12 protein-coding genes are annotated in these 12,254 nt (G+C 58.5%); 8 read left to right on the top strand and 4 right to left on the bottom strand.

Features of this window, described 5'->3' with window-relative positions; all coding sequences use genetic code 11:
- Positions 1-69: 69 nt before the first annotated feature.
- Together asd and mscM are read left to right on the top strand one after the other, a co-directional pair.
- Positions 70-969 carry an archaetidylserine decarboxylase gene (gene asd, locus AB6T85_RS06945; protein WP_253455913.1) on the top strand — a complete coding sequence of 300 codons (900 nt, stop codon included), beginning with the start codon at positions 70-72 and terminating at the stop codon, positions 967-969.
- 9 nt (positions 970-978) lie between these two features.
- Complete coding sequence (gene mscM / locus AB6T85_RS06940) at positions 979-4,308, top strand: miniconductance mechanosensitive channel MscM (RefSeq protein WP_253455916.1); 3,330 nt, start codon at positions 979-981, stop codon at positions 4,306-4,308.
- 41 nt (positions 4,309-4,349) lie between these two features.
- Here the strand turns inward: mscM and epmA are convergent, their stop codons facing one another.
- Positions 4,350-5,327, bottom strand: coding sequence for an elongation factor P--(R)-beta-lysine ligase (gene epmA / locus AB6T85_RS06935; protein WP_253455919.1), 978 nt, complete (start codon positions 5,325-5,327; stop codon positions 4,350-4,352).
- Positions 5,328-5,589: 262 nt separating this feature from the next.
- Between epmA and frdA the strand changes: the two genes are divergently transcribed.
- The 5 genes from frdA (at position 5,590) to AB6T85_RS06910 (ending at position 9,464) form a co-directional block, all read left to right on the top strand.
- Complete coding sequence (gene frdA / locus AB6T85_RS06930; protein ID WP_253455921.1) at positions 5,590-7,371, top strand: fumarate reductase (quinol) flavoprotein subunit; 1,782 nt, start codon at positions 5,590-5,592, stop codon at positions 7,369-7,371.
- Entirely contained in the window at positions 7,364-8,098 is a 735-nt protein-coding gene (locus tag AB6T85_RS06925; protein ID WP_253455924.1) for a succinate dehydrogenase/fumarate reductase iron-sulfur subunit, read from the top strand. The genes frdA and AB6T85_RS06925 overlap by 8 nt, the downstream gene beginning before the upstream one ends.
- Positions 8,099-8,109: 11 nt before the next feature.
- Complete coding sequence (gene frdC, locus AB6T85_RS06920; RefSeq protein WP_253455926.1) at positions 8,110-8,514, top strand: fumarate reductase subunit FrdC; 405 nt, start codon at positions 8,110-8,112, stop codon at positions 8,512-8,514.
- Complete coding sequence (frdD, locus tag AB6T85_RS06915; RefSeq protein WP_253455928.1) at positions 8,514-8,867, top strand: fumarate reductase subunit FrdD; 354 nt, start codon at positions 8,514-8,516, stop codon at positions 8,865-8,867. The genes frdC and frdD overlap by 1 nt, the downstream gene beginning before the upstream one ends.
- Before the next feature lie 72 nt (positions 8,868-8,939).
- Positions 8,940-9,464 (top strand): lipocalin family protein, encoded by a 525-nt coding sequence (locus tag AB6T85_RS06910; RefSeq protein ID WP_253455930.1) that lies wholly within the window; start codon positions 8,940-8,942, stop codon positions 9,462-9,464.
- A gap of 54 nt (positions 9,465-9,518) precedes the next feature.
- On the opposite strand, the gene AB6T85_RS06905 is transcribed toward AB6T85_RS06910, so the two are convergent.
- Both AB6T85_RS06905 and efp read right to left on the bottom strand, forming a co-directional pair.
- Positions 9,519-9,653 carry an entericidin A/B family lipoprotein gene (locus AB6T85_RS06905; protein ID WP_034939964.1) on the bottom strand — a complete coding sequence of 45 codons (135 nt, stop codon included), beginning with the start codon at positions 9,651-9,653 and terminating at the stop codon, positions 9,519-9,521.
- Positions 9,654-9,912: 259 nt separating this feature from the next.
- Positions 9,913-10,479 carry an elongation factor P gene (gene efp / locus AB6T85_RS06900; RefSeq protein ID WP_125290277.1) on the bottom strand — a complete coding sequence of 189 codons (567 nt, stop codon included), beginning with the start codon at positions 10,477-10,479 and terminating at the stop codon, positions 9,913-9,915.
- 41 nt (positions 10,480-10,520) lie between these two features.
- Between efp and epmB the strand changes: the two genes are divergently transcribed.
- On the top strand, positions 10,521-11,549 hold the full coding sequence (gene epmB, locus AB6T85_RS06895; protein ID WP_369895114.1) for an EF-P beta-lysylation protein EpmB: 1,029 nt from the start codon (positions 10,521-10,523) through the stop codon (positions 11,547-11,549).
- A gap of 56 nt (positions 11,550-11,605) precedes the next feature.
- Here the strand turns inward: epmB and AB6T85_RS06890 are convergent, their stop codons facing one another.
- Positions 11,606-11,956: a DUF4156 domain-containing protein gene (locus AB6T85_RS06890; RefSeq protein WP_253455934.1), complete on the bottom strand. Its 351-nt coding sequence runs from the start codon at positions 11,954-11,956 to the stop codon at positions 11,606-11,608.
- Positions 11,957-12,254: the final 298 nt, after the last annotated feature.

Genomic DNA, 12,254 nt, shown 5'->3' with positions numbered 1-12,254 from the left:
CGTAGCCTGAATGCACGGACGCTGTTACAATCCGCACCCTTAATTATTTCAGAAAGCCAGGAGGCTATTGTGTTGGATCGTCTGAAGCTCGGCCTGAATGCTGTTTTGCCGAAAAAAGGCCTTACTGAACTGGCCGGTTGGGGCGCAGGCAAGCGCGCCGGCTGGCTGACTAAAGCCGTTATCGATATTTTTGTCTGGTTCTACAAAGTTGATATGAAAGAGGCGCAGAAGCCCGATACCGCCAGCTACCGGACCTTTAACGATTTCTTCGTGCGTCCGCTGCGTGACGAGGCTCGCCCGATTGAAACCGATCCTAATCTACTGGTGCTGCCATGCGATGGCGCAATCAGCCAGCTGGGCCATATCGACGAGGATCGCATCTTCCAGGCGAAGGGCCATACCTATACCCTGGAAGCGCTGCTGGCGGGCGACGTCGCGATGACCGATATGTTCCGCAACGGCGAGTTTGTCACCACTTACCTGGCGCCGCGCGACTATCACCGCGTGCATATGCCGTGCAACGGCATCCTGCGTGAGATGATCTACGTGCCGGGCGATCTTTACTCCGTGAACCCTTTGACGGCGCAAAATATCCCTAACCTGTTTGCCCGTAACGAACGCGTTATCTGCCTGTTTGATACCGAGTTCGGCCCGATGGCGCAGATTCTGGTCGGTGCCACTATCGTCGGCAGCATCGAAACCGTCTGGGCGGGCACGGTAACGCCGCCGCGCGAAGGCGTGATCAAACGCTGGCGCTGGCCGGGCGCGGAAGAAGAGGGATCGGTAGTGCTGCTGAAAGGCCAGGAGATGGGCCGCTTTAAGCTGGGATCGACCGTTATCAACCTGTTCGCCGAAGGTAAAGTGAAACTGGCGGAAAGCCTGACGCCGGAAACCACCACGCGTCTGGGCCAGCCGCTGGCTATCGCGCTGCAAAAAACCAGTGCTGAAGAAGTCTTACATCACCCATAGCAGAGACGTATGTTACGCCTGATAGTTATTCTTTTCGTGGGCTGGACGCTGCTCCAGCCCGCCTGGGCCGCCAGCGCCCCCGACGCTGCGCAGATTAAACAGGCCCTGGAAGAGGCGAAGTCCAGTCAGGACACGCCCAATCAGGCGGAAATCGTGGATGCGCTTCAGTCAGCGCTAAACTGGATCGATGACCAACAAAAGTCGCAGGCCAACGCCAGCGACTATCAGCAGGTTATTGACGATTTTCCCCGCCTTTCCCGCGAATTACGCCAGCAGCTGGTCGTGCTGGGCGACAGCAGCAAAACGGTGAGCGCTACCATGACGGCGGCGGAGCTGGATCAGGAGATCCTGCAGATCAGCAGCCAGCTGCTGGAAGAAGGCCGCCAGGCGCAGCAGGAGCAGGATCGCGCCAGGGAAATCAGCGACTCTCTGGCCCAGCTGCCGCAGCAGCAAACCGACGCCCGACGCGCGCTGAATGAGATTGAACGGCGCCTTCAGGCTCAGCCCACCCCCACCACGCCGCTCGCTCAGGCACAGCTCTCCGCTCGCCAGGCAGAGTCGGCAGCGCGTAAAGCCCGCGTCGATGAGCTGGAGCTGGCGCAGCTGTCGGCCAACAACCGTCAGGAGCTGGCGCGGATGCGCGGCGAGCTTCACCAGCGTAAAGCCACCCAGCTGGATGCGTATCTGCAGGCGCTGCGCAATCAGCTGAACAGCCGCCGTCAGCGCGAAGCCGAAATCGCGCTGGAAAAAACGGAACAGCTGGCGGAAAACAGCGGCGAGCTGCCGCAAAGACTCAGCGAACAGTTCCGTATTAACCGGGAGCTGTCCGCCGCGCTGAATGAACAGGCGCAGCGCATGGATCTGGTCGCCTCGCAGCAGCGTACCGCCGTTAATCAAACTATTCAGGTTCGCCAGGCGCTGAGCACTATCCGCGAGCAGTCGCAGTGGCTCGGCGTCTCCACGGTGCTGGGTGAAGCCCTGCGCGCGCAGGTGGCTCGCCTGCCGGAAATGCCCAAACCGCAGCAGCTGGATAACGATATGGCCCAGCTGCGCGTCCAGCGGCTGCGCTATGAAGATCTGCTGGAGCGCCAGCAGCAGCTGCGTCAGCTCCGCCAGGATGACGGCACGCCGCTAACCAGCGAGCAGCGCCGCATCCTCGACGCCCAGCTGAAAACCCAGCGCGAGCTGATTGGCTCGCTGCTTTCCGGCAGCGACAACCTGATCCTGGAAGTGACCAAGCTTAAAGTCGCCAACGGTCAGCTTGAGGACGCGCTGCGGGAAATCAAAGAGGCGACGCATCGCTATCTGTTCTGGACGGCGGATGTCGGCGCGCTGCATCTCGACTTCCCGCTGCTGCTGATGCGCGATCTACGCAATCTGCTGTCGCTGAATACGCTGGGCCAGCTGGGCGGCGCGCTGGTGATGATGTTTACCAACCGGGAAACCGTGCTGCCCATTATCGGTGCGGTTTTGCTGGTAGGCTTCAGCCTGAGTTCGCGCCGACACTATCGTGATTTCCTGGACCGTTCCGCCAGTAAGGTGGGCAAAGTCACTCAGGATCGCTTTGGGCTGACCATGCGCACCGTGTTCTGGTCGATTCTGGTGGCGCTGCCGCTGCCGGTGCTGTGGATGGCGCTGGGCTACGGTTTGCAGCACGCCTGGCCCTACCCCGTCGCCGTGGCGATTGGCGACGGCATCACCGCCACCGTGCCGCTGCTGTGGGCCTTTATGATCAGCGCGGGCTTTGCCCGCTCTAAAGGATTGTTTATCGTCCACTTCCGCTGGCAGCAGAATCGGGTGGCGCGCGCGATGCGCTTCTATACGCTCTGCATCGGCTTTGTGGTGCCGCTGATTATGCTGCTGATAGGCTTTGATAACCTGGACGAGCGCCATTTCTCCGCCACGCTGGGCCGCCTCTGCTTTATCCTGATCTGCGGCGCGTTGAGCCTGGTGACCATCAGCCTGAAACGCGCGGGCATTCCTCTTTACCTGGATAAAGAGGGCAACGGCGAAAACTTTATCAGCAATATCTTGTGGAACATGATGATCTGCATTCCGCTGATCGCCGCGCTGGCTTCCTGCATCGGCTATCTGGCCACCGCGCAGGCGCTGCTGGCCAGGGTGGAAACCTCGCTGGCTATCTGGTTCCTGCTGCTGATTATCTATCACATTATTCGCCGCTGGATGCTTATTCAGCGTCGCCGCATCGCTTTCGATCGCGCGCGCAACCGACGGGCGGAAATACTGGCCCAGCGCGCCAAAGGTGAAGAGGAAACCACGGCTACGCAAAGCACGGAAACGGAAGTCGACGAGCCGGTTATCGATCTGGACGCCATCAGCGCCCAGTCGCTGCGGCTGGTACGCTCCATCCTGACGCTGATTGCGCTGGTGTCGGTTATTGTGCTTTGGTCAGAGATCCATTCGGCGTTCGGCTTTCTGGAGAACATCAGGCTGTGGGATGCCAGCACCACGGTGCAGGGCGTGGAAAGCCTGGAGCCGATCACGCTCGGCTCGGTGCTGATTGCGATCCTGGTGCTGATTATTACCACGCAGCTGGTGCGTAATATGCCGGCGCTGCTTGAGCTGGCGCTGCTCCAGCACCTTAATCTGACGCCCGGTACCGGTTATGCCATCACCACGCTGACCAAATACACGCTGATTCTGGTTGGCGGCCTGGCCGGGTTCTCAATGATCGGCATCGACTGGTCGAAGCTGCAATGGCTGGTGGCGGCGCTGGGCGTGGGGCTGGGCTTTGGATTACAGGAAATTTTCGCCAACTTTATTTCCGGCCTGATTATCCTGTTTGAAAAGCCGATCCGCATCGGCGATACCGTTACCATTCGCGATCTGACCGGCAGCATTACGCGGATTAACACGCGCGCGACGACAATCACCGACTGGGATCGCAAAGAGATTATCGTGCCGAATAAGGCCTTTATTACCGAGCAGTTTATTAACTGGTCGCTCTCCGATTCGGTTACACGTGTGGTGCTGACTATTCCTGCGGCGGCGGAAGCCAACAGCGAAGAGGTGACCAACGTGCTGCTGACCGCCGCGCAGCGCTGTCAGTACGTGCTCGACACGCCGCCGCCGGAAGCGTTCCTGGTGGATTTGCAGCAGGGCATTCAGCTGTTTGAGCTGCGCATTCACGCGGCGGAGATGGGCCACAGGATGCCGCTGCGCCACGAGCTGCATCAGCTTATTTTGCAGGGCTATCACGAGCACGGGCTGGAGATGCCTTTCCCACCGTTCCAGGTGCGTATGGAAACCATCGGGCGCAAAACGCCGGTCAACAACGGCGTGCCGGCGGCCAGAACGTATAAATCAGGCGGGCTGTAGACGCAGGCCAGGGCGCAATCCCTGGCCTTTTTTCTGGCGACTTAACAGCGGTCGACGGAGAACGCGATCACTTCGCTCAGCTGCGACGCCTTAAGCGCCAGCATCACAATGCGATCCACGCCCAGCGCCACGCCGGAGCATTCCGGCATGCCGTGCGCCAGCGCGTCCAGCAGATTAGTGTCAATCGGCTGCTGCGGCAGGCCAAGCGCGGCCCGCTTGCGGTTATCCTGCTCAAAACGCTGGCGCTGCTCGCGGCTGTCGGTCAGCTCACGGAAGCCGTTGGCCAGCTCAATGCCTTTGAAATAGACCTCGAAGCGTTCCGCCACGCGGTGATCTTCAGTGCTGATCTCCGCCAGCGCCGCCTGGCTGGCCGGGAAATGGTACACAAACGCCGGTTTCTCTTTGCCGATTTGCGGCTCCACGCCCGTGACAAACAGCAGCTGAAGCAGCGTGTCGCGGTCTTCCTCGCGGTTAGCCAAATCGCCCACGCCCAGCTTTTCCGCCACTTCACGCATTTGCGCTTTATCTGCCGACAGCGGATCCATCTCCAGATGACGCAGAAAAGCCTGCTGATAGGAGAGCGTTTCCGCAGGCGCGCACTCCAGCACCTGCTGTAGCAGATCGTCCACCTCGTTCATCAGCCGGTACATATCGTAATGCGGCCGATACCACTCCAGCATGGTGAACTCAGGGTTGTGATGGCGTCCCGCTTCCTCATTACGGAAGCAGCGGCAAAGCTGGAAAATCGGCCCGCTGCCCGCTGCCAGCAGCCGCTTCATATGGTATTCCGGGCTGGTCATCAGGTAGAGATCCAGCCCCTGCGCCGCACCCGGCCCGACAAAACGCGTCTGAAAAGGAAACAGGTGGATGTCGGTTACGGTTGCCTGGCTCATCGCCGGGGTTTCCACTTCCAGCACCCCACGATCGGCAAAGAAACGCCGGATTTCAGCCATTATCGCTGCCCGTTTTAACAAGTTGGTGACGGGCGCGCTCGGCTGCCAGCTGGCCGTATCGCTCATAGTTTGTACTCCTCAGGGATCAGGGTGAAGCAGTCTACCCGAGGCGCTTCGTACAAACAAACCTGCGCCGGTAAAAAAAACGCGCGCCCGATACAGCGTCCACTGCGGAAAACGTTAACCCCTTAACATTATTGCCGTCATTTTTTCACCTGTTTGCCTGAGCATATCAATTTTACCCGCTACCGCCGGTTTTATACTGCTGTCTCCGTTAACCGAGGGTATCCCCTCATCCTTTCTATAACGGCCTGACAGGGAGAATATCGTGCAAACTTTTACTGCCGATCTGGTGATTGTCGGCGCGGGCGGTGCCGGGCTGCGGGCGGCCATCGCCGCTGCGGAGGCCCACCCCACGCTTTCCATTGCGCTGGTTTCAAAAGTCTATCCCATGCGCAGCCATACCGTCGCCGCTGAAGGCGGTTCCGCCGCCGTCACGCAGGCGCATGACAGCTTCGATCTGCATTTTCAGGATACCGTTTCCGGCGGCGACTGGCTGTGCGAACAGGATGTGGTGGACTACTTCGTGCAGCACTGCCCGCAGGAGATGGCCCAGCTGGAGATCTGGGGCTGCCCCTGGAGCCGTCGTGAAGATGGCTCGGTCAACGTGCGCCGCTTCGGCGGCATGAAAATCGAGCGCACCTGGTTCGCCGCCGACAAGACCGGCTTCCATATGCTGCATACGCTGTTTCAGACCTCGCTGAAATATCCGCAGATTACTCGCTTCGATGAGCATTTCGTTCTCGATCTGCTGGTGGATAACGGCGAGGCGCGCGGGCTGGTTGCCATGAACATGATGGAAGGCGCGCTGATAAAAATTCTGGCGAAATCGGTGGTGCTGGCAACCGGCGGCGCGGGGCGCGTCTATCGCTATAACACCAACGGCGGCATCGTTACGGGCGACGGCATGGGAATGGCGCTGCGTCACGGCGTGGCGCTGCGGGACATGGAGTTTGTGCAGTATCACCCGACCGGACTGCCCGGCTCCGGTATCCTGATGACCGAAGGCTGTCGCGGCGAGGGCGGCATCCTGGTTAATAAAGACGGCTATCGCTATCTGCAGGATTACGGTATGGGGCCGGAAACGCCGCTCGGCCAGCCCAAAAACAAATATATGGAGCTGGGGCCGCGCGACAAGGTGTCGCAGGCTTTCTGGCATGAGTCGCAGAAAGGCCGCACCATTCATACGCCGCGCGGCGAGGTCGTCCATCTCGATTTGCGCCATCTGGGCGAGAAAAAACTGCTGGAGCGGCTGCCGTTTATCTGCGAGCTGAGCAAAGCCTACGTCGGCGTCGATCCCGTTACCAGCCCTATCCCTATCCGTCCGACGGCGCACTACACCATGGGCGGTATCGCTACGGACGCCAGCTGTGAAACCACTATTCGTGGGCTGTTTGCCGTGGGCGAATGCTCGTCGGTGGGCCTGCACGGCGCTAACCGGCTGGGATCGAATTCGCTGGCGGAACTGGTAGTGTTTGGCCGTCTGGCCGGTGAAAACGCCGCCGTCAGGGCGCTGGAAAATCGTAACTTCGCCACCGCCGCGCTGGACGCCCAGGCCCGCGACTGCGAGCAGCGGCTGAAGGCGCTGGTTAATCAGCCCGGCGACGAGCGCTGGTCGACGCTGCGCGATGAAATGGGCATGACGATGGAGGAAGGCTGCGGTATCTACCGCACGCCGGAACTGATGCAGCAGACTATCGACAAGCTGGCGGAGCTGAAAGCGCGCTTCGGCCGCGTGCGCATCCGCGACAGCTCCAGCGTCTTCAACACCGAACTGCTCTATGCCATTGAGCTGGAGCACGGGCTGAACGTGGCGGAATGTATGGCGCACGCGGCTTTCGCGCGTAAAGAGTCGCGCGGCGCACACCAGCGTCTGGATGAGGGCTGCCGCGAGCGCGACGACGAGCGTTTTTTGCAGCACTCGCTGAGCTTTTTCAACGCGCAGGGCGCGCCGACCATCGCCTGGGGCGACGTCGTGATTACCCGGCTGCCGCCGGCGAAACGCGTTTACGGCGCGGAATCAGAACATAAGGAGGCGCAAAATGGCTGACCTGGCGCATTGCAACATTGCCATCCAACGCTATAACCCGGAAACGGATAAGGCACCTTACTTTGTCACCTACCCGGTTCCCTGGGACGAGCAAACCTCGCTGCTGGACGCGTTGGGATATATCAAAGACAACCTGGCCGGCGATCTGTCCTTTCGCTGGTCATGTCGCATGGCTATCTGCGGCTCCTGCGGCATGATGGTGGACGGCGTGCCAAAGCTCGCCTGTAAAACCTTCCTGCGCCACTATCCGCAGGGGATCCGCGTAGAGCCGCTGGCTAACTTCCCCATCGAGCGCGATCTGGTGGTGGATATGAGCCGCTTTATCGAGAGCCTGGCGGCAATCAAGCCCTGGATTATCGGCGATTCGTCGCAGGCGCAGAACGGCCCCAACCGGCAGACGCCGGCGCAAATGGCGCGCTACCACCAGTTTGCCGGCTGCATCAACTGCGGCCTGTGCTACGCCGCCTGTCCGCAGTTCGGGCTTAACCCGGAATTTATCGGCCCGGCCGCTATTACGCTGGCCCACCGCTACAACCTCGATAGCCGCGACAAAGGCAAACGCGCGCGAATGCCGCAGCTGAACGGCGATAACGGCGTCTGGCCCTGCACTTTTGTTGGCTTCTGCTCGGAGGTCTGCCCGAAACATGTCGATCCGGCCGCCGCTATCCAGCAGAGCAAAGTGGAAAGCGCCAAAGACTATCTGATCGCCAGCCTCAGGCCACAATAAGGAGTTGCCAGATGAGTTCTAAACGCAATGCTTATCACCGCCCGGTTACAGCCGACTGGTGGCGAAAAACGGGTTTCTATCGCTTCTATATGCTGCGCGAAGGCACGGCGCTTCCGGCGCTCTTGTTTAGCGTAGAGCTGATTTTCGGGCTGTACGCGCTAAAGCACGGAGCGGAAAGCTGGGCAGCCTTCGTGAATTTTCTACAGCATCCCGTGCTGCTGCTGTTGAACCTGATTGCGCTGGCCGCGGCGCTGCTGCACAGCAAAACCTGGTTTGAGCTGGCGCCTAAGGCGTCGATTATCGTTATTGGCGACAAGAAGCTGTCGTCCGGGCCGATTGTTAAAAGCCTGTGGCTGGCGATGGCGCTGATTAGCCTTGCCATGCTGGCCGCTGTTCTGCTGGTAAGGGAGGGATAATGAAAAATAAAAACCGTTCTGACGAGCCGTTGTTCTGGGGCATGTTTGGCGCGGGCGGCATGTGGGCCGCGCTGGTGTCGCCCGTTGTGGTGCTGCTGGCGGGTATCATGATGCCGCTGGGACTGGGCGCGCCGTCGGCCTTCAGCTTTGAGCGCATCCTTGGCTTTGCGCAAAGCTGGCCGGGCCGCCTCTTCCTTTTTCTGGCTATCGTGCTGCCGCTCTGGTGCGCGGTGCATCGGCTGCACCACATGACGCACGACCTGAAAATTCATCTTCCCGCCAGCAAATGGATTTTCTATGGCCTGGCCGCCATTTTAAGCATCGTCACCGCGATTGGCGTACTGACGCTTTGATAACCGGGCGGCTTCGGGCCGCCTGCGCAAAATGGCCTATACTTAAGCAGTTCAAACGCAAAGGAATCGCTTATGTCTCTCTGGAAAATGCTGGCCGCAGGCGCCGGCGCCCTTCTCTCTGTCGCCTGTACCACCACGCCGCCGAAAGGCGTCACGCCCATCGAAGGCTTCAACGCCGACCTTTATCTGGGCAGCTGGTATGAAATCGCCCGTCTGGATCACCGTTTCGAACGCGGCCTGGATCACGTGACCGCCACCTACAGCAAGCGCGACGACGGCGGGCTGAAGGTGATCAACCGCGGCTTTAACGTCAAAAAACAGCGCTGGCAGGAAAGCATCGGCAAAGCCTACTTTACCGGTTCGCCAAGCCAGGCGGCGCTGAAAGTCTCCTTCTTCGGGCCTTTTTATGGCGGCTACAACGTGATCGCGCTGGATAAAGACTATCAGCACGCGCTGGTCTGCGGGCCAAACAGAAACTATCTGTGGATTTTATCGCGCACGCCGCAGCTCGACGGCAAGGTAAAAGAAGAGCTGACGGCGAAGGCGCGTCAGGCCGGTTTTGACGTGAACAAGCTGATTTGGGTGAAGCAGGATTAATACCCTGTGAAGGCTGAAAACAAGAAGGCCGGTGTGCAAACACCGGCCTCTCTTTTACTGAGCGCTTCGCTGGATCGCTCGTCCGCCTGCGGACACGTCTTCGCCTACCCCACGGGTGGTATTACAGGCGGTAAGCGCAGAAGAGAGCACAAGAACGGAAAAGATCGCGACAATACTTTTCTTTAACATAACCAGTTCCTTTTAATTAGAAGTAAAGTACAGCGAGTTAAGCATAGTCGTAATTTCGCGAATGCGTCTGGCGAGGCGGAAAGGAAGACGGGAACTCAGCTGACAGCGTGTGAGATGACGCCGCCTGGGTGCCGGGCGTCTTTACCGAAGCCGTGGAAAATATTGCGCTCAGCGCGCAGGCCGTTAGAGTGACAGCAATAAAAGAGGCGGTTTATGGGGCGGGAAAAAATAAGGGCCCGCGCAGGCAGGCCCATACCACTTATTTTACGCGAGAAACGTATTCGCCCGAACGGGTGTCTACTTTAATCACTTCGCCAATCTGTACGAACAGAGGCACTTTCACTACCGCGCCGGTAGAAAGTTTGGCTGGCTTGCCGCCGGTACCGGCAGTATCGCCTTTCAGGCCTGGATCGGTATCCACGATCTCCAGCTCAACGAAGTTTGGCGGCAGAACCTGAATCGGCTTGCCGTTCCACAGCGTCACGATACACTCTGCGTTGTCCAGCAGCCATTTTGCCGCGTCGCCAACGGTCTTCTCTTCGACAGGGTGCTGTTCGAAGGTTTCCGGGTGCATAAAGTGGTAGAACTCGCCGTCGTTGTACAGGTAGTTCAGGTTGGTATCTACTACGTCTGCGCCTTCGGCGGAGTCGGTAGACTTAAAGGTCTTCTCAACGCGAGTGCCGGTCAGCAGACGACGCATTTTCACACGTGCGAACGCCTGGCCTTTACCTGGCTTAACAAACTCGCTGGATTCGACGGCATAAGGCTCGCCTTCGAACATGATTTTAAGACCGGGACGGAAATCGTTGCTAGAATAAGTCGCCATAAAGGCCCTCTACAATTTAATACTGGTACTTAGCCAAAAAAATGGCACACATTGTAACCCTAAATACCCCTTCGCGAGAAGAATGGTTGCATCAACTTGCAGATGTAATCACCGACCCTGATGAATTATTACAGCTTTTAGGCCTTGATTCACATCCTGAGCTTCGGGGCGGCGCCAACGCGCGCCGTCTTTTTGCTCTGCGCGTGCCGCGCGCTTTTGCGGCAAGAATGCAAAAGGGCGATCCGCAGGATCCGCTGCTGCTCCAGGTGATCACCCAAAGCCAGGAGTTTATCGATGCGCCAGGTTACAGTACCGATCCGCTCGACGAGCAAAGCAGCGTAGTGCCGGGTCTGTTACATAAATATCATAATCGCGCGCTGCTGTTGGTGAAAGGCGGCTGCGCCGTCAACTGCCGTTACTGCTTCCGCCGTCATTTTCCCTATTCGGATAACCAGGGCAACAAGCGCAACTGGCAGCAGGCGCTGGAGTATATCCGACAGCAGCCGCAACTGGATGAAATAATTTTCTCCGGCGGCGATCCGCTGATGGCGAAAGACAGCGAGCTGGCGTGGCTGATAACCGAGCTGGAGCAGATCCCGCACGTGAAAAGGCTGCGTATCCACACTCGTTTGCCGGTGGTTATCCCTGCGCGCATCACGGCTGCGCTTTGCCAGCGGCTGGCAGAGACACGGCTGCAAACGCTGCTGGTCACCCATATCAATCACGCGCGCGAGATTGACGACGAGCTGCGGGAAGCCATGCGGCAGCTGAAGCGAGCGGGCGTCACGTTGCTGAACCAGAGCGTGCTGCTGCGCGGCATCAACAACAGCGCCGCCACGCTGGCGGAGCTCAGTAACGCGCTATTCGACGCCGGGATCCTGCCCTACTATCTGCACGTGCTGGATAAAGTCCAGGGCGCGGCGCACTTCTACGTTTCCGACGAGCAGGCGAGGAATATTATGCGGGAACTGCTGAGCCAGGTTTCCGGCTATATGGTGCCGAAGCTGGCAAGGGAGATTGGCGGCGAGCCAAGCAAAACGCCGCTTGATTTGCAGCTGCGTCAGCAATAAAAAAACAGGAGAAGCGGCAATCTTCTCCTGTCCGGGTAATCCGTGCTGCTAACGCCTCAGGGACACTTATAAACCTGACCGCTCATTTTGCTGTCCAGCGGCGCGAAGCTTGACCAAATGTTCTGCGTTGGGCTGGTTGCGCCGTAAATCACGTTGCCGCCCATTTCCGCCGCGCGATTGCGTAGATCGTTAGCCGCGCCGCGCAGAGAGCTGCTTTCACCGCCGCCCGCACCGCTCAGCCAGTTGCTTTGTGAGCCGGTCAGGTTGCCCAGCAGCTGACAGCTGCTTGCCGGTTGTTGGTCGGTGAAGGTGACGCGTTCACCTGCTGAACTCAGTTTGGTAGAGCTGCTACAGCCCGCCAGCAGCACCGCCGCGACAGAGAGCCCTAGCAAGACGTTAATCCGCATTTTAATCTCCATTATTATTAACAGACTCATCCGCAGATTAACATAAAATCGGCGATACGCCTGAACTTCTGCTGCGCCGATGAAAAAAAGAGTCGACGGGCATGGCAAAAGAAAGGGGAAAGCGCCTGCTTGATCATAAAATGCCAATATTAGTTTTCATAACTATCGCATTTTATATACATACCCATTGCAAGATGCCGTCGCAACCCGATGATGTTTAGGATTATTCTTTATAGCGTTGAATGCCGGTTTAATTTAATAAGAAAAGGGATGTTATTATAAATAAAATAAATCCTAC

The organism is Erwinia aeris (genome assembly GCF_041224955.1).
GTDB lineage: Bacteria > Pseudomonadota > Gammaproteobacteria > Enterobacterales > Enterobacteriaceae > Erwinia > Erwinia aeris.
The sequence above is the reverse complement of the archived record's forward strand: the minus strand, read 5'-3'. Positions and strand labels throughout refer to the sequence as shown.

Coding starts and splice junctions, on each gene's coding strand:
- efp (WP_125290277.1), bottom strand. CDS start 10,479: ATGGCGACTTATTCTAGCAACGATTTCCGTCCCGGTCTTAAAATCATG.
- AB6T85_RS06905 (WP_034939964.1), bottom strand. CDS start 9,653: ATGTTAAAGAAAAGTATTGTCGCGATCTTTTCCGTTCTTGTGCTCTCT.
- epmB (WP_369895114.1), top strand. CDS start 10,521: ATGGCACACATTGTAACCCTAAATACCCCTTCGCGAGAAGAATGGTTG.
- mscM (WP_253455916.1), top strand. CDS start 979: ATGTTACGCCTGATAGTTATTCTTTTCGTGGGCTGGACGCTGCTCCAG.
- frdC (WP_253455926.1), top strand. CDS start 8,110: ATGAGTTCTAAACGCAATGCTTATCACCGCCCGGTTACAGCCGACTGG.
- AB6T85_RS06910 (WP_253455930.1), top strand. CDS start 8,940: ATGTCTCTCTGGAAAATGCTGGCCGCAGGCGCCGGCGCCCTTCTCTCT.
- AB6T85_RS06890 (WP_253455934.1), bottom strand. CDS start 11,956: ATGCGGATTAACGTCTTGCTAGGGCTCTCTGTCGCGGCGGTGCTGCTG.
- frdD (WP_253455928.1), top strand. CDS start 8,514: ATGAAAAATAAAAACCGTTCTGACGAGCCGTTGTTCTGGGGCATGTTT.
- epmA (WP_253455919.1), bottom strand. CDS start 5,327: ATGAGCGATACGGCCAGCTGGCAGCCGAGCGCGCCCGTCACCAACTTG.
- AB6T85_RS06925 (WP_253455924.1), top strand. CDS start 7,364: ATGGCTGACCTGGCGCATTGCAACATTGCCATCCAACGCTATAACCCG.